This window comes from Pantoea sp. SGAir0418, from assembly GCF_043529865.1.
In genome coordinates this window covers 1898358-1920563 of the sequence record NZ_CP027911.1, presented here as the reverse complement: position 1 = coordinate 1920563, position 22206 = coordinate 1898358, and the positions used below count along the sequence as shown (strand labels likewise).

Genomic DNA, 22206 nt, shown 5'->3' with positions numbered 1-22206 from the left:
AATGACCATGGATTTAAATAATCGCCTTACTGAAGATGAAACGCTGGAACAGGCTTACGATATTTTTCTTGAGCTGGCAGGCGATAACCTCGATCCGGCAGACATCATTCTGTTCAATCTGCAATTTGAAGAGCGCGGCGGTGCCGAGCTGTTTGATCCATCCGAAGACTGGCAGGAACATGTGGATTTCGATCTCAACCCTGACTTCTTCTCAGAAGTGGTGATCGGCCTCGGTGAAGCGGACGGCGAACCGATTACCGATGTGTTCGCGCGGATCCTGCTGTGCCGCGAGAAAGATCATAAGCTGTGTCATATTCTGTGGCGTGAATAAGCCGCAGCGCATAAAAAAACGCCGGGCACTGCCCGGCGTTGTTGTTTATGGCACCGCCCTTATAGCGGATCAACTTTCAGACAGGACACCGCATGGCGGAAACTGCCTTCGAGTAGCGGTCGGGTTTTGGCGCACTCCGGGCCAGCAATCGGGCAGCGGGTGCGGAACACGCAGCCTGATGGCGGATTGATTGGCGACGGCAGTTCCCCTTCCAGCAGCTGAATCTGCTTATTCTTCTCCAGGTCCGGATCAGGAATCGGCACCGCCGACATCAGCGCTTTGGTGTACGGATGCTGTGGATCGTTATACACCGCATCATAGGTACCCAGCTCAACCGCGTGGCCGAGATACATCACCAGTACGCGATCAGAGATGTGCTTCACCACCGCCAGGTCATGCGCGATGAAGATCAGCGACAGGCCCATTTCACGCTGCAGTTTCTGCAGCAGGTTGACCACCTGCGCCTGAATCGACACGTCGAGCGCCGACACCGGCTCATCACAGATAATCAGCTTCGGCTCAAGAATCAGTGCACGGGCGATACCGATACGCTGGCACTGGCCACCGGAGAACTCGTGCGGATAGCGGTTGATGAGGTTCGGCAGCAGACCGACCTTCATCATCATGGTTTTAACCTTATCCTTCACTTCCTGACGCGGCATCTTTGGATAGTAGGTGCGCAGCGGTTCGGCAATGATGTCACCAATGGTCATACGCGGGTTGAGCGAGGCCAGCGGGTCCTGGAAGATCATCTGAATGTCACTGCGCGCCTGACGCCACTCTTCCTGGCTCTGGCCCAGCAGATCGCGTCCCAGCCACGCCACGCGTCCGTCGGTGGCTTTCACCAGACCGATAATGGCGCGCGCCAGCGTGGATTTGCCGCAGCCGGACTCACCGACCACGCCGAGGGTTTCGCCTTCATACAGACGCAGACTGACACCATCCACCGCTTTGAGGGTTTTCGGCGGCTGCCAGAACCACTGCTTGCCGTCTTTGATATCGAAATGCACCTTGAGATCGGCGATTTCCAGCAACACTTTTTTCTCTTCAGTTACGGTGCTCATACTAACTCCTCCACCGGTTTGAAGCAGGCGCGCAGGCGCCCTTCGGCAAACGGTTCAAGCGGCGGTGATTTGGCACAAATATCCATGGCATAAGCGCAGCGCGGCTGGAACGGACAGCCCTGCGGCAGACGCAACAGGTTGGGCGGGTTGCCGGGAATGGTAGTCAGCGACTCTCCCTCCGCGTCAAGACGCGGCACCGCGCTCAGCAAACCGATCGAGTACGGATGGGCCGGCTGGTAGAACACATCGCGCGCACGGCCATACTCCATGGTGCGCCCGGCATACATCACCAGTACCTTGTCACAGATCCCGGCAACAACGCCGAGATCGTGAGTGATCATGATGATGGCGGTGTTAAATTCACGCTTCAGCTCATTCAGCAGCGTCATGATTTGCGCCTGCACGGTGACATCCAGCGCGGTGGTTGGCTCATCGGCAATCAGCAGCTTTGGCCGGCACAGCAGCGCCATGGCGATCATTACGCGCTGACGCATGCCACCGGAAAACTCGTGCGGGAACATCTTCATGCGCTTGCGCGCTTCCGGCATTTTCACCGCATCCAGCATGCGCACCGACTCTTCAAACGCCTGGGCGCTGCTCATGCCTTTGTGCAGTTTCAGCACCTCCATCAGCTGTTCGCCGACGCGCATGTACGGATTGAGCGATGTCATCGGGTCCTGGAAAATCATCGCAATCTGTTCCGCGCGCAGCTTGTTCAGTTTGCTTTCCGGCAGATTGAGGATTTCGCTGCCGTTGAACTGCGCCGAGCCGCCAATGCGACCATTTTTCGCCAGCAGCCCCATCAGCGCAAACGCGGTTTGCGATTTTCCGGAGCCGGATTCACCGACAATGCCCAGCGTTTCACCGGCGCGCAGGGAAAAGTTGAGGTCGTTCACAGCGGTGACGTCGCCGTCGTGAGTACTGAAGGTAACGCGCAGATCTTTAACGTCCAGCAGCAGGTTAGCATTTCCCGCAGGTGCAGCCGCCAGCGGCTGCTGAGTATCATGATGGGTCATCGGGAAACTCCTTAACGATCTTTCGGGTCGAGGGCGTCACGCAGGCCATCGCCGATAAAGTTGAAACAGAACAACGTCACCACCAGGAAGCCCGCCGGAAACATCAGCAGCCACGGTGATACTTCCATCGAGTTGGCGCCGTCGCTCAACAGCGCGCCCCAGCTGCTCAGTGGCTCCTGGGTGCCGAGGCCGAGGAAACTCAGGAAGGATTCAAACAGGATCATGCTTGGCACCAGCAGCGAGGCATACACCACCACCACACCCAGCACGTTCGGCACGATGTGGCGCAGCACGATATTGCCGGTAGAAACGCCGCCGACCTGCGCCGCTTCGATGAACTCTTTGCGCTTCAGTCCCAGCGTCTGGCCGCGCACGATACGCGCCATATCCAGCCATGACACCATGCCAATAGCAACGAAGATCAGCAGGATATTGCGGCCAAAGAAGGTCACCAGCAGGATGACGAAGAACATAAACGGGAACGAGTTGAGGATTTCCAGGATACGCATCATCACCGAGTCAATCTTGCCGCCGAGGTAGCCGGCCAGCGAACCGTACAGCGTGCCCACCAGCACCGCGATCAGCGCTGAAGCGATGCCGACCATCAGCGAGATACGGCCGCCAATCGCCACGCGCACCAGCAGGTCACGTCCCGAGGAGTCGGTGCCAAACCAGTGGCCTGAGGTGGTGTCCGGCGGTGCAGACATCATCGCCCAGTCGGTATCATCATATTTGAACTGCGCCAGCATCGGGGCGAACACCACGAACAGCGCAATCACCAGCAGCACCAGCAGGCTGATAAGGGCCGCACGGTTATGAATAAAGCGGCGACGTGCGTCCTGCCACAGGCTGCGCCCTTCCACTTCCAGCTTTTCGCTGAACGCGTCCAGAGCTTCGCTATTTTTCTTACTTAACATCATGAGCGAGCTCCACCATCAGTAACGAATTTTCGGATCGATAACGGCGTACAGCACGTCAACGATCGCGTTGAACAGGATGGTCAGCACGCCGACCAGAATCGTCAGGCTCATCACCAGCGAGTAGTCACGGTTCAGTGCGCCGTTGACGAACAGCTGACCGATGCCCGGCAGACCGTAAATTGATTCGATTACCATCGAACCGGTGATGATGCCAACAAACGCCGGCCCCATATAGGAGAGCACCGGCAGCAGTGCTGGCTTCAGCGCGTGGCGCAGCACAATACGGCGCAGCGGCAGACCTTTCGCACGCGCGGTGCGGATGAAGTTGGAGTGCATCACTTCAATCATCGAGCCGCGGGTGATACGGGCGATGCTGGCGATGTAAGCCAGTGACAGCGCCACCATCGGCAGCAGCATGTAGTTCCACTGCCCGCCATTCCAGCCGCCGCCTGGCAGCCAGCGCAGGGTGATGGCAAAGATCAGTACCAGCAGCGGTGCCACCACGAAGCTGGGAATGACCACCCCGGTCATCGCCACCCCCATGACCGCATAATCCCACAAACTGTTTTGCTTCAGCGCGGCGATAACCCCCGCCGTGACGCCCAGCACCACCGCAAGGAAGAAGGCTGCCAGCCCCAGTTTGGCCGATACCGGAAACGCATGACCGACCAGGTAGTTAACCGAGTAGTCTTTATATTTAAACGACGGCCCGAAATCGCCGTGTGCCAGCTGCACCAGGTAGCTGAGATACTGTTTGCCGATCGGGTCGTTGAGGTGATATTTGGCCTCAATGTTGGCCATGACTTCCGGTGCCAGCGCACGCTCGCCGGTGAACGGACTGCCGGGTGCCAGTCGCATCATAAAGAAGGAGATGGTGATCAGAATGAATAGCGTCGGGATGGCTTCAAGGAGCCGACGCAGGATGAATTTTAACATTGCCGTACCTACCAGGCTGTTGCTTCACAAAGTCAAAAAGGCGGCGCCGCAGCACCGCCACTGTCGATAGCCTGAGTGCTATTAATGCTTAATGATGTACAGGTTCTTATCCAGGGTTTTATCCAGCGGATCGTTGCCGGTGTAGCCGCCAACGTACGGTTTCACCAGACGCGCGTTCACGTAGTAGTAAACCGGCACGATGGTGCTGTCTTTATCCAGGATCTGCTCTGCTTTCTGATAATCGGCCACGCGCGCTTTGTCATCCGCCGCTTTCACCGCATCGTGAATCACTTTGTCGAAGTCCGCGCTCTTATAGTGCGAGGTGTTACTGCTGCTGTCCGACAGCATGATGTTCAGGAAGGAAGTCGGTTCGTTATAGTCGGCACACCATGCCGCGCGGGAGACATCGAAGTTGCCCTGATGACGGGTATCCAGGAAGGTTTTCCACTCCTGGTTTTCCAGCTTGATGTTGACGCCGATGTTCTTTTTCCAGATAGACGAAGCGGCAATCGCCAGTTTTTTGTGCAGATCGGAGGTGTTATACAGCAGGTTGAAGGTCAGCGGTTTGTCGGCGGTATAACCGGCTTCGGCCAGCAGTTTCTTCGCTTCTTCATTACGCTTGTTCTGATCCCATTTGTACCAGTCCGGCGGCAGCAGTTCCATGCCGTCAGTGGCTGGCGGTGTGAAGCTGTAGGCCGGCTGTTGACCCTGCGCCAGCACTTTGTTCACCATGATGTCGCGATCCAGACCCAGCTTCAGCGCGGTACGCACGCGGACATCGGTAAACGGTGCTTTCTGGTTGTTGATTTCATAGTAGTAGGTGCACAGATACGGTTTCACCATCAGCTCTTTACCGTTATCACGCTGCAGTTTTTTAAACAGCTCGATCGGCATGTTGTTGTAAGTGATGTCGCTGCCGTTCTCGGAGAAATAACGGTTCACATCGCTGACTTCGGAGTTGATTGGCAGGAAGGTGACTTTATTCAGTACGGTATGTTCGTTGTCCCAGTATTCCGGGTTACGCACCAGCGTCACGCGTTCGTTGATCACGTGAGATTCCAGTTTGAAGGCACCGTTGCCGACCCAGTTCTGCGGCTGCGTCCACTGGTCGCCAAACTTCTCAATGGCGGGCTTATACACCGGTGACATCACCGCGTTGATCAGCAGCTTATCGAAGTACGGTACCGGCTCGCTCAGCGTCACTTCCAGCGTGTGGTCATCCAGTGCTTTCACGCCGAGATCTGAGGTCGGTTTTTTGCCGGCGATGATGTCATCCACGTTGAGGATGTGGCCATACTGCGGGTAGCTCGCATAAGGCGAGGCGGTTTTTGGATCGACCAGACGTTGCCAGCTGTAGACGAAGTCCTGCGCGGTGACCGGCTCGCCGTTTGACCATTTGGCATTTTTACGCAGATGGAAAGTCCAGACTTTGTAGTCTTTGTTTTCCCAGCTTTCCGCGACGCCCGGAACCGGCTTGCCGTTGCTGTCGCTCACGATCAGACCTTCATACAGGTCACGGGCGATATTATCTTCCGGCACGCCTTCGATTTTGTGCGGATCCAGCGACTGCACTTCATCGCCATTACCGCGCACCAGCTCCTGTTTCGCTGCCAATTCGGTACCCGCCGGTACGTTGGCCGCCAGTGCAGCATTCCCTGCCAGCGCGCCGATGGCCGCCAGTACGCCTGCGGCGATCAGGCTTTTTTTCGTGATGTTGTTCATTATTACGCTCCAGTTTTATTATCGTCACCGGGTCGGCTGACCGCCCGGCGTACCCCGTTTCCGGGAGATCTCCGCCTGTCTGCGCGAAGATCACTACCACCCTGCAGGGTTACCACGGCAACGTGACGCCCGACTGTAGCGCCGGATCGTCACATTACTCAATGTTTCTTTATGTAATAGTATTTCAGCGCCAGCATATCCTGCGGATCTTTGCCGCTGAAACCGCCCACCCACGGCTTCACCAGCCGCACGCTAACGCGGTAGTAAACCGGGATGATCGGTGAATCCCGATCCAGCTGTTGTTCCGCCTGCTGATAGAGCTGAGCGCGCTGCGCGTCATCCGCGGTGTTGAGCGTTTGCGCCATCAGCGCATCAAATGCGGCGCTGTGATAAAACGCGGTGTTGATGGAGGAGCCACTCAGCAGCAGATTGAGGAAGCTGGATGGCTCGTTGTAATCCGCACACCAGGTGGCGCGCACCACATCAAACTGTGCCTGATGACGGGTCTCCAGTAGCGTTTTCCACTCCTGATTTTGCAGCGTGACCTGCGCACCGAGATTCTTTTGCCACATCGAGGCAGCCGCGATCGCCTGACGCTTGTTCTGTTCTGAGGTGTTATACAGCAGGGTAAAACGCAGCGGATGCCGGGCATTGAAGCCAGCTTCCGCCAGCAGCTGCTTCGCTGCCGCGTTACGTTGCGCCTGCGTCTGCTGCGCCCACGCTGGCGTATTGAGAGCAATACCGTGAATAAAGGGCGGCGTCAGGCCGTAGGCCGGGATCTGTCCCTGCCCCATAATTTTCTGCGCGATGATGTCGCGGTCGAGCGTTAACTTCAGCGCGCTGCGTACGCGGACGTCGTCAAACGGCGCTTTCTTGTTATTGATTTCGTAATAGAAGGTGCACAGCAGCGGGCTAACTTTTACTTCATCTCCCAGCGACTGCTGCAGTTTTTTGAACATATCGGGCGGCACCACGCTGTTGGTCATGTCGGTGCCGCCACTGCGATAGCGGTTTATATCGCTATTCTCAGAGGTGAGCGCCAGAAACACGCCTTCGTCCAGCGTGGTATGGGCATTGTCCCAGTAGTGCGGATTACGCTTCACCACGATCTGCTCATTCACCACCCAGTTCGCCAGCGTGTAAGCGCCATTACCCACGTAGTGCTGCGGCTGTGTCCAGGCATCGCCCCACTGCTCTACCGCCGGACGATACACCGGTTTCATCGAAGTATGAGCCAGCATATCAACAAAATACGGTACCGGTTCAGAGAGCGTAACCTGCAAATGATGGTCGTCCAGCGCTTTCACGCCCAGCTGGGAAGGCGCCGCTTTACCAGCCAGAATGGCATCAATGTTGCTGATGTGCGCAGCCTGCAAATAGCTGGCGTACGGCGACGCGGTGCGCGGATCGGCCAGACGCTGCCAGCTGTAGACAAAGTCCTGCGCGGTGACCGGCTCACCATTGCTCCAGCGGGCGTCTTTACGCAGCGTGAATGTCCAGATGCGGCCCTGCTGATTTTGCCACTGCTGTGCCACGCCGGGCACCAGTTGACCGTTGTTGTCGGTCTCAACCAGTCCTTCCAGCAGATTGCGAATCACATTGGATTCCGGCACGCCCTCGACTTTTTGTGGATCAAGCGAGGACACTTCGCTGCCGTTGTTAATAACGATGCGTTGCGTATCCGCTAATGACGTCCCGGCTGGGATCTCAGCGGCCTGACTTTGCGCCAGCGCACTGGAGAGGCAAAGCGCCAGAAACGTGCGCGCTGCCGTTTTCGCTACCAAGCTTTTCATCAACCAATATCAACCTTCAACATAAACCTGATAGCAGTAAGCAAGAAGCGTACACATTTGTTGCTAGCAGATAAAAAATTTTGCGGTGAGCCGAAAATTATCAGAAGCGTTGCCCGCACGCCAAAGCTAAACCACAAAAATGTTAGCTGATTCTCTTTTATCACGTTGCCGCGCACAGGAAAAGTGTTAATTCTTGAGCAGAATTATCGATTAAGCCACTGATAAATAATATTTTACAGCCTGATTTGCACGTTAATTATTCGTTAATCAACTAACTTTATAATATTTACGAATATTGCTGCTTTTAATGCTGAAGCCCGGATATTTATTCGGATTTATAGCGCAAGCTATAGAATGATACTGCGGATTATTTGCAGAGCAGAGGGATGTACTGTGACAATTATCACAGTATTTTGCGGCTCAGGCTATGTGCAGGATGGCATAAGTAGTAAAACTGATGAGGTTAAGCCGATATTAAGCGCGACAAATAAAATCACTATAATGGTGCAATATTCCGTTTAATTGCACCATTCTGGTTCATAAAGCGCTTAGCGATAAAAAATAACCGCCGTTAATTCAGTAATCCTGGAAACAGGGCTTTCATTCCGGTCACGACAAATTCAATGCCCAGCGCCATGAGCAGCAGCCCCATGATACGCGTAATGACGTTGATACCGGTTTGTCCCAATACGCGCACCATCAGCGGTGCGGCCCGGAACAATAACCAGCAGCAGAAGGCAAATATCGCAATCGCCAGGGTAAAGCCCAGCAGATTTGGCCAGCTGTGATAACGCGAGCTCCAGACAATGGTCGAACTGATCGCGCCCGGCCCTGCCATCAGCGGCAGCGCCAGCGGCACCACGCCGATGCTTTCACGAATCGCCGTTTCTGACTTCTCCTGCTTGTTCTGTTTGTCTTCACCCAGCTTGCCGCTGATCATCGACATGGCGATGGTGACCACCAGAATGCCGCCGGCGATGCGGAAAGAGTCAATCGAGATACCAAACAGATGCAGGATACCGTCGCCAAGGAACAGCGAGGTCCAGAGGATAATCGCCACCGCCAGGTTCGCGGTCAGGTTGGTTTTATTGCGCTCCGCCACCGCCTGGTAGCTGGTCATGCTGATAAATACCGGAATAATGCCGACCGGGTTAACCAGCGCGAACAAACCCACAAAAAATTTAATGTAGCCAGAAAGATCGAGTAGCGCAGGGGTCACGGTGGGCTCCAGGTGATGGCGAAAAAAATCGCGCTTAATGTAGTGCAAAAGCCTGGCGAAACACCAGAGGCTAACGCAGAAATAAATGCTGCACTTAAAGCACTATCCCAGTTTATTCCGCTACTGTTAGCGCGATGTTATCGGCCTGCAGCCGGTCAGATCGGCTTCTGTAGCCGTCGACGCTAACTTTACTTGCAAAAGTGAGCGCTGAAAGGTGTCAGCTGATAGTTAAATTGATCTGCATCATAAATCGCCTACCCCATCAGGGGTAATCTTAGCCCATCGGAACTCAACCCTGTGACACAGGTCATCCTGGCGGAAAAACCTTTTTAGTAAGCAACGGCACGGACATCGCCATCCTAACCCATCCATAAGCGTAACGAGACTATACTTCTGGATTCAGGCTTGTTTACTAAAAAAGTTTAACTTCCTTAGGAGAGTATTATGGCCGTTACTAATGTTGCCGAGCTTAACGCACTGGTAGAACGTGTTAAAAAGGCACAGCGCGAATACGCCAATTTTAGTCAGGAACAAGTTGATACCATTTTCCGTGCAGCCGCCCTCGCCGCTGCCGATGCCCGTATCCCTCTCGCCAAAATGGCCGTTGCCGAATCCGGCATGGGTATCGTTGAAGATAAAGTCATCAAAAACCACTTCGCTTCCGAATATATTTATAACGCTTACAAAGACGAAAAAACCTGTGGCGTGCTGGACACCGATGATACCTTTGGCACCATCACCATCGCTGAGCCGATTGGCCTGATTTGTGGCATCGTGCCCACCACCAACCCGACCTCTACCGCCATCTTCAAGGCCCTGATTAGCCTGAAAACCCGTAACGGTATCATCTTCTCTCCTCATCCACGTGCCAAAGATGCCACCAACAAAGCGGCAGATATCGTACTGCAGGCTGCTATCGCGGCCGGCGCGCCAAAAGACATTATTGGCTGGATTGATGCACCATCGGTTGAGCTCTCTAACCAGCTGATGCATCACCCGGATATCAACCTGATTCTCGCCACCGGTGGTCCGGGCATGGTGAAGGCGGCTTACAGCTCCGGCAAACCAGCGATTGGTGTGGGCGCGGGTAACACTCCGGTGGTGATTGACGAAACGGCCGATATCAAACGCGCGGTTGCCTCGATCCTGATGTCAAAAACCTTCGACAACGGCGTGATTTGCGCGTCTGAACAGTCAGTGATTGTGGTGGATTCTGTCTATGATGCCGTGCGTGAGCGCTTCGCCAGCCACGGTGGCTACCTGCTGCAGGGCAAAGAGCTGAAAGCGGTGCAGGATATCATCCTGAAAAATGGCGCGCTGAACGCGGCGATTGTCGGCCAGCCGGCTTACAAAATTGCTGAACTGGCAGGGATTAGCGTGCCGGTGAGCACCAAAATTCTGATTGGTGAAGTGAAACTGGTGGATGAGTCTGAGCCGTTCGCCCATGAGAAGCTCTCGCCAACGCTGGCCATGTACCGCGCGAAAGATTATTACGATGCGGTGGATAAAGCAGAAAAACTGGTGGCAATGGGCGGTATCGGCCACACCTCCTGTCTTTATACCGACCAGGATAACCAGCGCGAGCGCGTTAACTTCTTCGGCGACAAAATGAAAACCGCGCGCATCCTGATCAACACCCCGGCTTCACAGGGCGGGATCGGTGACCTGTATAACTTCAAGCTGGCCCCTTCACTCACGCTGGGCTGCGGTTCATGGGGTGGTAACTCTATCTCTGAAAACGTGGGTCCAAAACACCTGATCAACAAGAAAACCGTGGCCAAGCGAGCTGAAAATATGTTGTGGCATAAACTTCCGAAGTCTATCTACTTCCGCCGCGGTTCTCTGCCAATTGCGCTGGAGGAAGTGGCGACAGACGGTGCAAAACGCGCCTTTATCGTCACCGACCGCTTCCTGTTCAACAACGGTTATGCTGACCAGGTTACCCGCGTGCTGAAATCACACGGTATTGAGACCGAAGTGTTCTTTGAAGTAGAAGCAGACCCAACGCTGAGCATCGTACGTAAAGGTGCCGAGCAGATGAACAGCTTCAAACCTGACGTGATCATCGCCCTGGGCGGCGGTTCACCGATGGATGCGGCCAAGATTATGTGGGTGATGTACGAGCATCCGGAAACCCACTTTGAAGAACTGGCGCTGCGCTTTATGGACATCCGTAAACGTATCTACAAGTTCCCGAAAATGGGTGTCAAGGCGCGCATGGTGGCCATCACCACCACTTCCGGTACCGGTTCAGAAGTTACCCCGTTTGCGGTAGTAACCGACGATGCCACCGGCCAGAAATATCCACTGGCAGACTATGCCCTGACGCCGGATATGGCGATTGTCGATGCCAACCTGGTAATGGAGATGCCGCGTTCGCTGTGCGCCTTTGGGGGTCTGGATGCCGTCACCCATGCGCTGGAAGCCTATGTATCGGTACTGGCCAACGAATACTCTGACGGTCAGGCGCTGCAGGCACTGAAGCTGCTGAAAGAGAATCTGCCTGCCAGCTACCGTGACGGCGCGAAAAATCCTGTGGCGCGTGAGCGTGTTCACAATGCGGCGACCATTGCCGGTATCGCTTTCGCCAACGCCTTCCTCGGCGTGTGTCACTCCATGGCGCATAAACTGGGCTCTGAGTTCCACATTCCACACGGTCTGGCTAACGCCCTGCTGATTTGTAACGTGATTCGCTACAACGCGAATGACAATCCAACCAAGCAGACTGCCTTCAGCCAGTACGACCGTCCGCAGGCACGCCGCCGCTATGCTGAGATTGCTGACCATCTCGGTCTGAGCGCGGCTGGTGACCGTACCGCGCAGAAAATTGAAAAACTGCTGGCATGGCTGGAAGAGATGAAAACTCAGCTGGGTATCCCAACTTCTATCCGTGAAGCGGGCGTGCAGGAAGCTGACTTCCTGGCGAAAGTCGACAAGCTGGCGGATGATGCGTTTGATGACCAGTGTACCGGTGCTAACCCACGCTATCCGCTGATTGCTGAACTGAAACAAATCATGCTGGATACCTTCTATGGCCGTGAGTTCTCAGAAGCAGATAACAGTGTTGCAGCTGAGGGTGAAGCTAAAGCCGTTAAGAGTGAGAAGAAAACCAAGAAGGCCTGACTGGCCTGATACAAAAAAACCCGCTGCGGCGGGTTTTTTTTATGCTGCGGCTATTCAGGCGTGAGGCAGTTGTGAACCGTAAATGGCGTTTAGCGAGCCGTCATTAATCGCCTGTTTATAGTGCTTGCGGCACACAGAGATATAGCGCTCATTACCACCGATCACCACCTGCTCCCCTTCGCTGAACGGTTTACCCTGCGCATCCAGCCGTAACACCATGCTGGCTTTGCGTCCACAGTGACACACGGTTTTCAATTCCACCAGCTTATCGGCCCAGGCCAGTAAATACTGACTGCCGGTAAATAACTCACCGCGAAAGTCGGTACGCAGACCATAACACAGCACCGGAATATCCAGATTATCTACCACGTCCGACAGGGCTTTCACCTGCTCCCGCGTCAGAAACTGGCTCTCATCCACCAGTACACAGTGAACCGTCTGCTTCGCGTGCTGTTCCGCTATTTCACTTTCCAGGTTGGTCTGCGCGTTATATAAAAAAGCCGGAGACGAAAGACCAATACGCGAGCTGACTTTTCCGGCGCCGAAGCGGTCGTCAATTTCCGCGGTATACACCAGCGTACGCATGCCGCGCTCATGGTAATTGTAGGAAGACTGCAGCAGTGCGGTGGATTTTCCCGCGTTCATCGCTGAGTAATAAAAATAGAGTTGCGCCATAAAATGTCTCTTGTCACTGCCCGAAACTGTTGCGCGTGAGTCTATCATAAAGCTGCTGCACTGTTGCGATGCATTATTTTTATCAACTGCTCAAATTAACGCCATGATCATAGATCAGCGGCATCGTTATCAACATTTCGCACGTTATGTCAAAGCCGTCATCATGCAGCAATTTTATTCAGCATTAATAGCGCTGATGCCCGGGCGAAAGGCGCACAGCGGTATTTATCCCTGCAAAACCTGTGCTATCAAATCTATAAAAAGAATAATAAATAGCGCCTTAAAAAGCTTAACAACATTAACTTTACGTTTTGCTTTTTAATCTGGCTATTGCAGTTATTTTTCGCCGCCACTATTATGAGGCGGCAGAACAACTCCATTTATTATATTTTGAGATTAGGACAATGAGCGAAGCACTTAAAATTCTTAATAATATCCGTACATTGCGCGCGCAGGCTCGGGAATGCTCTCTGGAAACACTGGAAGAGATGCTGGAAAAACTTGAGGTTGTGGTGAATGAACGTCGTGAAGAAGAATCTCTCGCCCAGGCGGAAAATGCCGAGCGCAGCCGTAAGCTGGAACAATATCGTGAAATGCTGATGGCAGACGGTATTGATCCAAACGAACTGCTGCAGGCATTAGCGGAAACCAAAGCGCCAGGTAAAGCCAAACGTGCGGCACGTCCGGCGAAGTATGGTTACGTCGACGAGAACGGTGAGAACCGTACCTGGACCGGCCAGGGACGTACGCCAGCCGTGATTAAAAAAGCGATTGAAGAACAAGGTAAACAACTGGACGATTTCCTGCTGTAAGGAACCAGTGCTTCGCAGCATGCCAGCCCTGGCGCTGTGCTCTGTTTTACACCGGGTAAGAAAAAAGGAAGCCGCTGGCTTCCTTTTTTTATCGCGACTTATTGCTGATAGAAGTCGCGGTACCAGTCAACAAAATGCTGCACGCCCTGCTCTACGCTGGTCTGCGGGCGGAAATTTATCGCGTCATACAGCGGCTGGGTGTCTGCACTGGTGCCTAATACATCGCCGGGCTGCATCGGCAGCATATTTTTCTTCGCCTCAATCCCCAGCGCTTTTTCCAGCGACTCAATGTAAGTCATCAGGCTGGTAGGCTGACTATTGCCAATATTGTACACGCGATACGGCGCCGAACTGGTGGCAGGCGAGCCGTTTTCCACCGTCCAGTTTTCATCTGCCTGCGGAATCACGTCCTGCAAACGCACAATCGCTTCGGCAATATCATCAATATAGGTAAAGTCACGTGTCATCTGGCCGCGGTTATACACATCAATCGCGTCACCGGCCAGCATCGCGCGGGTGAACTTAAACAGCGCCATATCCGGACGGCCCCACGGACCATAAACGGTAAAGAAGCGCAATCCGGTGGTAGGTAATTGGTAAAGATGTGAATAGGTATGCGACATTAATTCGTTGGCTTTTTTAGTCGCAGCATAAAGTGATACCGGATGATCAACGGAATCATCCGTGGAGAACGGCATTTTACGGTTCAGGCCATAAACCGAACTCGATGAAGCATACAGCAGGTGGCCAATCTTATGATGACGGCAACCTTCCAGAATATTTAAGTGACCAATCAGGTTGGCATCAGCGTAGGCGTGCGGATTCTCGATGGAATAGCGAACACCCGCCTGTGCACCTAAATGGATCACACGCGCAAAAGCATGCTGTTCAAACAGGGAAGAAATGGCCTGGCGATCTGCCAGGTCCATTTTAAGAAAAGTAAACGCGGGATGTGCGGTAATCTGGTCGAGGCGCGCCTGTTTCAGGCTGACATCGTAGTAATCATTCAGGTTATCGATACCAACAACCTGGTGACCGGCAGCCAGCAAACGCTGACTAACGTGAAAACCAATAAATCCTGCCGCGCCGGTGACCAGAAAATTCATACATCCCTCATTTATTACACAATTTGAATAGACGCTCCGCGGCCGATTGCATAATAAACGAAACCGCGTTTGCTGATACGCTCCGGATCATACAGGTTACGACCATCAAAAATCACGGGTTGTTTTAACGAGGATTTAATCACGTCGAAATCCGGAGCACGGAAGTTCTGCCACTCGGTGCAGATCACCAGACCATCGGCGCCCTGCAGCGCAGCTTCTTTAGTGCCGCACAGCTTCAGATCGTCACGATGACCGTAGATGCGCTGGGCTTCTTCCATCGCTTCCGGATCAAACGCCTGCACCGTTGCGCCCGCCTGCCACAGTGCTTCCATCAGCACGCGGCTTGAGGCTTCACGCATGTCGTCGGTGTTCGGTTTGAACGCCAGACCCCATAGCGCAAACGTCTTGCCACGCAGATCGTCGCCAAAGTGACGTTTAATAAACGTCGGCAGCTTGTTCTTCTGCGAATCGTTGACGTCTTCTACTGCCTGCAACAGGCGCGGGGTGTAGCCGATTGACTCTGCAGTGCGAATCAGCGCCTGCACGTCTTTCGGGAAGCAGGAACCGCCGTAACCACAGCCCGGATAAATAAAGTGATAACCGATGCGTGAATCAGAACCGATGCCCTGACGTACTTTTTCCACGTCAGCACCCAGGCGTTCCGCAAGGTTGGAAATCTCGTTCATGAAGCTGATTTTGGTCGCCAGCATGCAGTTAGCTGCATATTTGGTCAGCTCTGCACTGCGGATATCCATCAGAATCATGCGATCGTGATTACGGTTAAACGGCTCGTACAGTTCACGCAGCAGTTCGACCACTTCATCATTGTCAGTGCCCACCACGATACGTTCCGGACGCATGCAATCGTTAACTGCGGCGCCCTCTTTCAGGAACTCCGGGTTGGAGACCACATCGAACGCGATATTGGCATCACGCTGCTTCAGCGTTTCGCTCATCACCGCGCGCACGCGGTCAGCGGTGCCTACCGGCACGGTAGATTTGTCGATGACGACTTTGTGATCGTTCATGTGCTGCGCAATAGTACGCGCAACCGCAGTCACATATTTCAGGTCGGCAGAGCCATCCTCATCCGGCGGCGTGCCCACAGCAATAAACTGCATTACGCCATGGTTTACGCCCTCTTCTGCGTTGGTGCTGAATTTCAGACGCCCCGCTTCATAGTTAGACATAACCAGCGGCGTCAGGCCCGGTTCAAAAATTGGGATGATGCCCTTTTTCAGGTTTTCGACTTTCTTTTCGTCGACATCAATACAGAGAACGTCATGTCCGACTTCGGCTAACACCGCAGCCTGAACCAGACCGACATAGCCGATACCAAATACAGTGACTTTCATTGAATTATCCTGTGCTTAATGAATTACTTTTTGTTGCCTGCAACGCCGTCGAGCCACTGAGCGAAATCTTTGCCCAGCACCGGATGACGCACGCCATACTCAACAAAAGCTTGCATATAACCCAGTTTGTTACCGCAGTCGTGGCTCACGCCGGTCAGGTGGTAAGCTTCTACGGTCTCTTTTTCCATCAGCATGGCGATGGAGTCGGTCAGCTGCACTTCGCCGCCGGCACCCGGAGGGGTCTTCGCCAGCAGAGGCCAGATGTCCGCAGACAGCACGTAACGACCGACTACCGCCAGGTTAGATGGCGCTTCCGAGGCTTTTGGCTTCTCAACCACGCCCACCATCGGTGCGCTCTGGCCCGGTGCCAACTCTGCGCCCTGGCAGTCAACCACGCCGTAAGCGGTGACATCGGCGACTGGCTCAACCATGATCTGGCTGCGACCGCTCTCTTCGAAGCGCGTTAGCATTTCTGCCAGGTTATCTTTGGTTGGGTTAGATTCGTACTCATCAATAATCACGTCTGGCAGAATCACCGCGACTGGCTCATCACCGACCAGCGGATGAGCACACATCACGGCGTGACCGAGGCCCTTGGCGATACCCTGACGTACCTGCATGATGGTGACGTGTGGCGGGCAGATGGACTGGATTTCATCCAGCAGCTGACGCTTCACGCGTTTTTCCAGCATCGCTTCCAGTTCGAAACTGGTATCAAAATGGTTTTCGATGGAGTTTTTAGAGGAGTGCGTAACCAGCACGATCTCATTAATACCCGCAGCAATACACTCGTTCACGACATACTGGATCAACGGCTTATCGACCAGCGGTAACATTTCTTTTGGAATAGCTTTGGTGGCAGGCAGCATACGCGTACCCAGACCTGCAACCGGGATTACCGCTTTTTTTACTTTAGACTTATAGGCAGACATCAAATACCTCTCTTAATAGGCCGTTCAAGTTAATACTTGATATGTCGGTTTAAAAACGAAATGAGTATATCAGTTAGTGTCAGACGGATTTATCCTGGATGGAGTTAATCCGCGGAATTTAAGACTATTACCCAAGTGTAAAGCTAAGCTTTGGCCCTGTCTTTAACCCGCGGAAAATATAAATCTGAGTGGCTATTCTTCGGACGATAACATCAGGCGAAGCCGGCCGCCGGCTCCCCAGACGTGACATTGCCAGGCATCGGCGCGCTGGCTGATTTGATTAAGATGGGTGCTGCCCATAGTGCCAAGCGGCACACCGTTACTGAGCTGGATTTGCTGAGTATTGATGTGCAGCGTGGCATTCAGACCGGCTGAGACCAGAATCAGATTTTTCAACTGACGATGATAGTAGCCCACCAGCAGCGGGAACTGACCGTTCAGGTTGGCCTGACGCAACAGCATATTCACCTGGCGCAGCAGACCATTGAGTTCCGGCAGACGCTGCTTTTGCCCGGACAGTTGCTCCTGCAATAAACCGTTAAACAGTGCTCTGAGCAATAATGCAGCCAGCACGCCGTTGTCGCCGGCACGCGTCACGTCCAGGCAATAAAACGCCAGATCTTTGTCCGACAACGCGGCAATATCCAGCACCAGCCCCGGCTGTTCCGCCATGGTGAGTTGACGGTAGTTTATGCGGCAGCTGGCGATGGTTTGCTGGACGGGCGGTTGCAGCTGTTTGAGCAGCTTGGCGGCAGCGAGCGGATCGTGCACCAGGGCATCCCAGTCCTGAAACAGCTGTTCATCTTCTTCCACTTTCGAGGTGAACATCGAAGGATAGAGGCATTCAAACACCGCTTCACGGAAACGTTCCAGGTTTTTTAGCGGCTTGAGCAGCACGTCCTGCACGCCAAGGCGCAGCACGTGGGCGATGTCGGCCATGTTCTGCGTGGCGGAGATGATCAGGATGGGCACGCTATTACCGCGTGTACGAATTCGCTCGACAAACTCAATACCGCCCATGCGCGGCATTTCCAGATCGCAAATGACCAGGTCCACCGACTGCGCGGCGAGTAAATTCAGGCCGTCGAGTCCGTCGCCCGCTTCGAACGTGCTGGCTCCGAGGCCAGTTAACAATGTGTCCAGCAATGAACGGAAAACGACCTCATCTTCGACAATGAGTATCTTTTTGCCGATTAGCGGTTTTTCCATTCTCTCCCCCTGCGTACCAGATATTTCAATAGTGGTTCATAAAACGCCGTTGCGCCTTTCAGAATTGGCTGAAGTCACAACCCCCGTGAATGAACAACTGATTATCTGCTACGGACCAGCGGTAATAGTTCATCCATTTTTTTCTCCACGGCGGCCTTGCCTGCCGCAATGGCCTCTTCAGCCCGATGAAAGTCCAGCGTTGAAATCTGCGGACAAAAAGGCTGAATCAGCACATCCGGCGGATCGCCTGCCATACGATTACGTTTCAGGCGATTTTCCAAAACCTGGATTGACGTAGACATAATTTCCATCGCGCCTGGAGACTGGCTGGCGCGCCGATGGGTTAACCCCATCAGACGCTGGCGCAGTTTTTTGCCCCAGCTCAGTGCTTCTGCCGCTGCCGCCTCTTCACCGCTCTGCGGCGTGACCGACAGCAGATCCTGCTGCATCAGGTGCGCATCATGTTGCAGGTCAACGGCAATCACAATGTCAGCGCCCAGCGCGCGGGTCAGCGAAATCGGCACCGGGTTGACCACCGCACCATCCACCAGCCAATAACCATTGTAGCCAACCGGAGGCAATAAGCCTGGCATACTACACGATGCACGCACCGCCTGGTGCAAATCACCTTCGGTCAGCCACAGCTCGCGTCCGGTGCTGAGGTTGGTTGCCACCACGCCAAAGCGCTTATCCGCGTCTTCGATAAGCTCGTTAGGGATAAGCTGACGGATATGGCTAAACACCCGGTCGCCGCGCAGCAGGCCGCCACGCTGCCATGAGAGGTCCATCAGACGGATAACATCCCAGTAGCGAAATGCGCTGACCCACTTCTCCATCAACGCCAGACGGCCGTTGACGTAGGCAGAACCCACCAGTGCGCCGACGGAACAGCCGGCGACGACATCCACCTCAATACCGGCGCGCTCCAGCGCGTTGATGACACCAATATGCGCCCAGCCTTTGGCAGCGCCCGATCCCAGGGCCAGCCCAATCCTGACTTTTCTCATCTCACCTCGTGATCAACCTGATGCGTAGCTTCACGCTGGCCAGTCGGCTAACATAGCGCACACTTTCATTAACTTTAATCACTCTCAGGAGATGATGTGTCCGAAAAGTGCCCCTGCTGCAGCGGAGAGCAGTATAGCCTATGTTGTCAGCCCTTTCTGAACGGGCAACAAACGCCACAGCGCGCTGAACAGTTAATGCGCTCGCGTTACAGCGCTTACGTTAAGCAAAACGCCGCCTGGCTGGTAGAAACCTGGCATCCCAGCCAGCGCGTGGCCGGACTGGAGACGCTATTATCCGAAAGTTTCGCCACCACAGAATGGCTTGGCCTGAATGTAACCCGTTGTAATCACGGAAGCCATGAGAATGAAGCCTTCGTCACTTTTTTTGCGCGTTATCTCGAAAAAGGCCGTACCTGCAGCCTGTATGAATGTTCACGCTTTCTTCGCGAGGATCAACGCTGGTACTATGTCGACGGAACAACGCCGGAGTTAGGGCGTAACGATCGCTGTCCTTGTGGCTCCGATAAAAAATACAAAAAATGTTGTGGCTAATCTGGACAGATGCCCAACAGCTTCACCATTCATCGCTTTGACAGGACTCTGATCGAGATGCAAGCGCAAACCATGCAACGAAAAGTTTTACGGACCATTTGCCCCGATGCCAAAGGTCTGATCGCCAAGATCACCAACATTTGCTACAAGCACGAACTGAACATTGTGCAGAACAATGAGTTCGTCGATCACCGTACCGGGCGCTTTTTCATGCGCACAGAGCTGGAAGGCATTTTCAACGACAACACGCTGCTGGCTGACCTCGACAGCGCGCTGCCGACCGGTTCGGTACGTGAGCTGCACAGCGCCGGACGTCGCCGCGTGGTGATTCTGGTCACCAAAGAGGCGCATTGCCTGGGCGATCTGCTGATGAAGAGTGCCTTTGGTGGTCTGGACATGGAAATCGCCGCCGTTATTGGTAACCATGAAACGCTGCGTTCGCTGGTCGAGCGTTTTGACATCCCGTTCGTGCTGGTCAGCCATGAAGGCCTGACGCGCGAAGAGCACGATAACCGCATGGCGGATGAGATCGATCGCTATCAGCCGGATTACGTGGTGCTGGCGAAATACATGCGCGTGCTGACGCCGGCGTTTGTGCAGCGTTATCCCAACCAGATCATCAATATTCACCACTCGTTCCTGCCAGCCTTTATTGGCGCCCGTCCTTATCATCAGGCCTATGAGCGCGGCGTGAAGATCATCGGTGCCACAGCGCACTACGTGAACGACAACCTGGATGAAGGCCCGATCATCATGCAGGACGTGATTAACGTCGATCACAGCTATACCGCTGAAGAGATGATGCGTGCCGGACGCGACGTGGAAAAGAATGTACTGAGCCGCGCGCTGTATAAAGTGCTGGGCCAGCGCGTGTTTGTTTACGGCAACCGCACGATCATTCTTTAACCACTGCGGCGCTGATTTGCGCAACTCTTCAGCGCCACGCGTAAAAAGTGGGCAAACGATTGAGTTTTTTACTGCGGGCGCTTTACAGACTGAACGCATTTGGTATGATGCGCCCCGCTTTCAGGCATAAAGATTCAGGCCAGTGGCGGGATTCCCGAGCGGCCAAAGGGAGCAGACTGTAAATCTGCCGTCATCGACTTCGAAGGTTCGAATCCTTCTCCCGCCACCATCTGAATCCATTCTGCGCCTGAATCTTCTGAGCTTCATATCCCTGGCGGGATTCCCGAGCGGCCAAAGGGAGCAGACTGTAAATCTGCCGTCATCGACTTCGAAGGTTCGAATCCTTCTCCCGCCACCATTCTATGCTGCACTTTTCACCAGACCGACATCTGAATTTACGCGATGCAGGTCGCCATCAATGGCGACCCTACAGTGATACGGACTCAAGTGTTACCCATGTGACCGGTTTCTATTCTCATCGTCCCAGTTGTCACCCGGATTGTAGGGTGCGCATTAATGCGCACTTTGATATTCACATCAACGCCCCAGTTGAACGGCACCGCCTGCCTGACCCCGCTCTCCTGCGTCCACCACCACAAATCACCTGCGTGCTGCCTCTCGCTCTTATCGTCACGCTCTTATGACGCAAGCCATGACTTTTGCCGCAAACCTGGTTACCATCGCCGCAACCTTTTGCGACGAAAAATGGCAGCGAAATGAAATTTGTCTCTTTTAACATCAACGGCTTGCGCGCACGCCCTCATCAGCTGGCGGCGCTGGTTGAACAGCATCAACCGGATGTCATCGGCCTGCAGGAAACTAAAGTGCACGATGATATGTTCCCGCTGGAAGAGGTCAGCAAGCTGGGTTACAACGTGTTTTATCACGGCCAGAAAGGCCATTACGGCGTGGCGCTGTTGACCAAGACGCAGCCGGTGGCAGTTCGACGCGGTTTTCCTGATGACGGCGAAGATTCCCAGCGACGTCTGATCATGGCAGAAATTCCCAGCCCGATTGGCGATATCACCGTCATCAACGGTTACTTCCCGCAGGGGGAAAGCCGTGACCATCCCATCAAGTTCCCGGCCAAAGAGAAGTTTTATCGCGACCTGCAAAGCTATCTTGAGCAGCAACTGGCGGCCGACAAGCCGGTGCTGATCATGGGCGATATGAACATCAGCAGTACCGACCTGGACATTGGTATTGGTGAAGAGAACCGCAAGCGCTGGCTGCGCACCGGCAAATGCTCTTTCCTGCCGGAAGAGCGCGAGTGGATGGACCGGTTGCTGCAGTGGGGACTGGTCGATACGTGGCGTGAGAAAAACCCGGAAACCGCCGATCGCTTCTCGTGGTTCGACTATCGCTCAAAAGGATTTGATGACAACCGCGGTCTGCGCATCGATCTGCTGCTGGCCAGCCCACCGCTGGCATCACGCTGCATCGACAGCGGCATCGACTACAACATTCGCAGTATGGACAAACCGTCCGATCACGCGCCGGTGTGGTCCAGTTTCAGGCTGTAACTGAA

The 22206-nt window shown here is 54.1% G+C and carries 20 protein-coding genes and 2 tRNA genes; 9 read left to right on the top strand and 13 right to left on the bottom strand.

The genetic code is table 11. From position 1 onward, the window contains the following. The first annotated feature begins 1 nt into the window (after position 1). Positions 2-331 carry an HI1450 family dsDNA-mimic protein gene (locus tag C1N84_RS08815; RefSeq protein WP_013509338.1) on the top strand — a complete coding sequence of 110 codons (330 nt, stop codon included), beginning with the start codon at positions 2-4 and terminating at the stop codon, positions 329-331. 59 nt (positions 332-390) lie between these two features. Here C1N84_RS08815 and oppF read toward each other — a convergent pair whose 3' ends face one another. From oppF to C1N84_RS08780, 7 genes are all read right to left on the bottom strand, one after another. Next, positions 391-1395 (bottom strand): murein tripeptide/oligopeptide ABC transporter ATP binding protein OppF, encoded by a 1005-nt coding sequence (oppF, locus tag C1N84_RS08810; RefSeq protein WP_058785617.1) that lies wholly within the window; start codon positions 1393-1395, stop codon positions 391-393. Continuing rightward, a complete protein-coding gene (locus tag C1N84_RS08805) occupies positions 1392-2411 on the bottom strand; it encodes an ABC transporter ATP-binding protein (RefSeq protein ID WP_021510087.1) in 1020 nt (339 codons plus the stop codon). Before C1N84_RS08805 ends, oppF begins: the two co-directional genes overlap by 4 nt. 11 nt (positions 2412-2422) lie before the next feature. Next, positions 2423-3331 carry an oligopeptide ABC transporter permease OppC gene (oppC, locus tag C1N84_RS08800; RefSeq protein WP_021510086.1) on the bottom strand — a complete coding sequence of 303 codons (909 nt, stop codon included), beginning with the start codon at positions 3329-3331 and terminating at the stop codon, positions 2423-2425. 15 nt (positions 3332-3346) lie between these two features. Then, entirely contained in the window at positions 3347-4267 is a 921-nt protein-coding gene (oppB, locus tag C1N84_RS08795) for an oligopeptide ABC transporter permease OppB (protein ID WP_021510085.1), read from the bottom strand. A gap of 81 nt (positions 4268-4348) precedes the next feature. Continuing rightward, complete coding sequence (gene oppA, locus C1N84_RS08790; RefSeq protein WP_021510084.1) at positions 4349-5989, bottom strand: oligopeptide ABC transporter substrate-binding protein OppA; 1641 nt, start codon at positions 5987-5989, stop codon at positions 4349-4351. Positions 5990-6147: 158 nt separating this feature from the next. Beyond that, positions 6148-7782 (bottom strand): ABC transporter substrate-binding protein, encoded by a 1635-nt coding sequence (locus C1N84_RS08785; RefSeq protein ID WP_264443390.1) that lies wholly within the window; start codon positions 7780-7782, stop codon positions 6148-6150. A 571-nt stretch (positions 7783-8353) separates the two neighbouring features. Continuing rightward, positions 8354-9001, bottom strand: coding sequence for a YchE family NAAT transporter (locus C1N84_RS08780; protein ID WP_031280216.1), 648 nt, complete (start codon positions 8999-9001; stop codon positions 8354-8356). 444 nt (positions 9002-9445) lie between these two features. Between C1N84_RS08780 and adhE the strand changes: the two genes are divergently transcribed. Beyond that, positions 9446-12124, top strand: coding sequence for a bifunctional acetaldehyde-CoA/alcohol dehydrogenase (adhE, locus tag C1N84_RS08775; RefSeq protein WP_058771261.1), 2679 nt, complete (start codon positions 9446-9448; stop codon positions 12122-12124). Between the two features lie 54 nt (positions 12125-12178). On the opposite strand, the gene tdk is transcribed toward adhE, so the two are convergent. After that, complete coding sequence (gene tdk / locus C1N84_RS08770; protein ID WP_058757709.1) at positions 12179-12799, bottom strand: thymidine kinase; 621 nt, start codon at positions 12797-12799, stop codon at positions 12179-12181. Positions 12800-12809: 10 nt separating this feature from the next. Here tdk and C1N84_RS08765 point away from each other — a divergent pair, with 10 nt between their 5' ends. Continuing rightward, complete coding sequence (locus C1N84_RS08765) at positions 12810-13121, top strand: hypothetical protein (protein ID WP_146068783.1); 312 nt, start codon at positions 12810-12812, stop codon at positions 13119-13121. Between the two features lie 82 nt (positions 13122-13203). After that, positions 13204-13611: a histone-like nucleoid-structuring protein H-NS gene (hns, locus tag C1N84_RS08760; RefSeq protein WP_031280215.1), complete on the top strand. Its 408-nt coding sequence runs from the start codon at positions 13204-13206 to the stop codon at positions 13609-13611. Positions 13612-13709: 98 nt separating this feature from the next. On the opposite strand, the gene C1N84_RS08755 is transcribed toward hns, so the two are convergent. The 5 genes from C1N84_RS08755 to rssA form a co-directional block, all read right to left on the bottom strand. Further along, entirely contained in the window at positions 13710-14717 is a 1008-nt protein-coding gene (locus tag C1N84_RS08755) for an NAD-dependent epimerase (RefSeq protein ID WP_264443384.1), read from the bottom strand. Between the two features lie 14 nt (positions 14718-14731). After that, complete coding sequence (locus C1N84_RS08750) at positions 14732-16072, bottom strand: UDP-glucose dehydrogenase family protein (RefSeq protein WP_021510077.1); 1341 nt, start codon at positions 16070-16072, stop codon at positions 14732-14734. Positions 16073-16095: 23 nt separating this feature from the next. Next, positions 16096-17004 (bottom strand): UTP--glucose-1-phosphate uridylyltransferase GalU, encoded by a 909-nt coding sequence (gene galU, locus C1N84_RS08745; RefSeq protein WP_021510076.1) that lies wholly within the window; start codon positions 17002-17004, stop codon positions 16096-16098. 192 nt (positions 17005-17196) lie between these two features. After that, a complete protein-coding gene (rssB, locus tag C1N84_RS08740; protein ID WP_264443381.1) occupies positions 17197-18213 on the bottom strand; it encodes a two-component system response regulator RssB in 1017 nt (338 codons plus the stop codon). A 101-nt stretch (positions 18214-18314) separates the two neighbouring features. Beyond that, positions 18315-19220, bottom strand: coding sequence for a patatin-like phospholipase RssA (gene rssA, locus C1N84_RS08735; protein ID WP_021510074.1), 906 nt, complete (start codon positions 19218-19220; stop codon positions 18315-18317). 96 nt (positions 19221-19316) lie between these two features. Between rssA and C1N84_RS08730 the strand changes: the two genes are divergently transcribed. The 5 genes from C1N84_RS08730 to xthA all read left to right on the top strand — a co-directional run bounded on the left by C1N84_RS08730 (position 19317) and on the right by xthA (position 22201). Continuing rightward, positions 19317-19772: a YchJ family protein gene (locus C1N84_RS08730; RefSeq protein ID WP_040679954.1), complete on the top strand. Its 456-nt coding sequence runs from the start codon at positions 19317-19319 to the stop codon at positions 19770-19772. A 57-nt stretch (positions 19773-19829) separates the two neighbouring features. Further along, positions 19830-20678 (top strand): formyltetrahydrofolate deformylase, encoded by an 849-nt coding sequence (gene purU / locus C1N84_RS08725; protein WP_031280214.1) that lies wholly within the window; start codon positions 19830-19832, stop codon positions 20676-20678. Between the two features lie 144 nt (positions 20679-20822). After that, positions 20823-20907 (top strand) — tRNA-Tyr (locus C1N84_RS08720). 44 nt (positions 20908-20951) lie between these two features. Continuing rightward, a tRNA-Tyr gene (locus C1N84_RS08715) sits at positions 20952-21036 on the top strand. 358 nt (positions 21037-21394) lie between these two features. After that, entirely contained in the window at positions 21395-22201 is an 807-nt protein-coding gene (xthA, locus tag C1N84_RS08710; RefSeq protein WP_264443376.1) for an exodeoxyribonuclease III, read from the top strand. Positions 22202-22206 lie beyond the last annotated feature (5 nt).

Coding starts and splice junctions, on each gene's coding strand:
- C1N84_RS08815 (WP_013509338.1), top strand. CDS start 2: ATGACCATGGATTTAAATAATCGCCTTACTGAAGATGAAACGCTGGAA.
- oppF (WP_058785617.1), bottom strand. CDS start 1,395: ATGAGCACCGTAACTGAAGAGAAAAAAGTGTTGCTGGAAATCGCCGAT.
- C1N84_RS08805 (WP_021510087.1), bottom strand. CDS start 2,411: ATGACCCATCATGATACTCAGCAGCCGCTGGCGGCTGCACCTGCGGGA.
- oppC (WP_021510086.1), bottom strand. CDS start 3,331: ATGATGTTAAGTAAGAAAAATAGCGAAGCTCTGGACGCGTTCAGCGAA.
- oppB (WP_021510085.1), bottom strand. CDS start 4,267: ATGTTAAAATTCATCCTGCGTCGGCTCCTTGAAGCCATCCCGACGCTA.
- oppA (WP_021510084.1), bottom strand. CDS start 5,989: ATGAACAACATCACGAAAAAAAGCCTGATCGCCGCAGGCGTACTGGCG.
- C1N84_RS08785 (WP_264443390.1), bottom strand. CDS start 7,782: ATGAAAAGCTTGGTAGCGAAAACGGCAGCGCGCACGTTTCTGGCGCTT.
- adhE (WP_058771261.1), top strand. CDS start 9,446: ATGGCCGTTACTAATGTTGCCGAGCTTAACGCACTGGTAGAACGTGTT.
- tdk (WP_058757709.1), bottom strand. CDS start 12,799: ATGGCGCAACTCTATTTTTATTACTCAGCGATGAACGCGGGAAAATCC.
- hns (WP_031280215.1), top strand. CDS start 13,204: ATGAGCGAAGCACTTAAAATTCTTAATAATATCCGTACATTGCGCGCG.
- C1N84_RS08755 (WP_264443384.1), bottom strand. CDS start 14,717: ATGAATTTTCTGGTCACCGGCGCGGCAGGATTTATTGGTTTTCACGTT.
- C1N84_RS08750 (WP_021510077.1), bottom strand. CDS start 16,072: ATGAAAGTCACTGTATTTGGTATCGGCTATGTCGGTCTGGTTCAGGCT.
- galU (WP_021510076.1), bottom strand. CDS start 17,004: ATGTCTGCCTATAAGTCTAAAGTAAAAAAAGCGGTAATCCCGGTTGCA.
- rssB (WP_264443381.1), bottom strand. CDS start 18,213: ATGGAAAAACCGCTAATCGGCAAAAAGATACTCATTGTCGAAGATGAG.
- rssA (WP_021510074.1), bottom strand. CDS start 19,220: ATGAGAAAAGTCAGGATTGGGCTGGCCCTGGGATCGGGCGCTGCCAAA.
- purU (WP_031280214.1), top strand. CDS start 19,830: ATGCAAGCGCAAACCATGCAACGAAAAGTTTTACGGACCATTTGCCCC.
- xthA (WP_264443376.1), top strand. CDS start 21,395: ATGAAATTTGTCTCTTTTAACATCAACGGCTTGCGCGCACGCCCTCAT.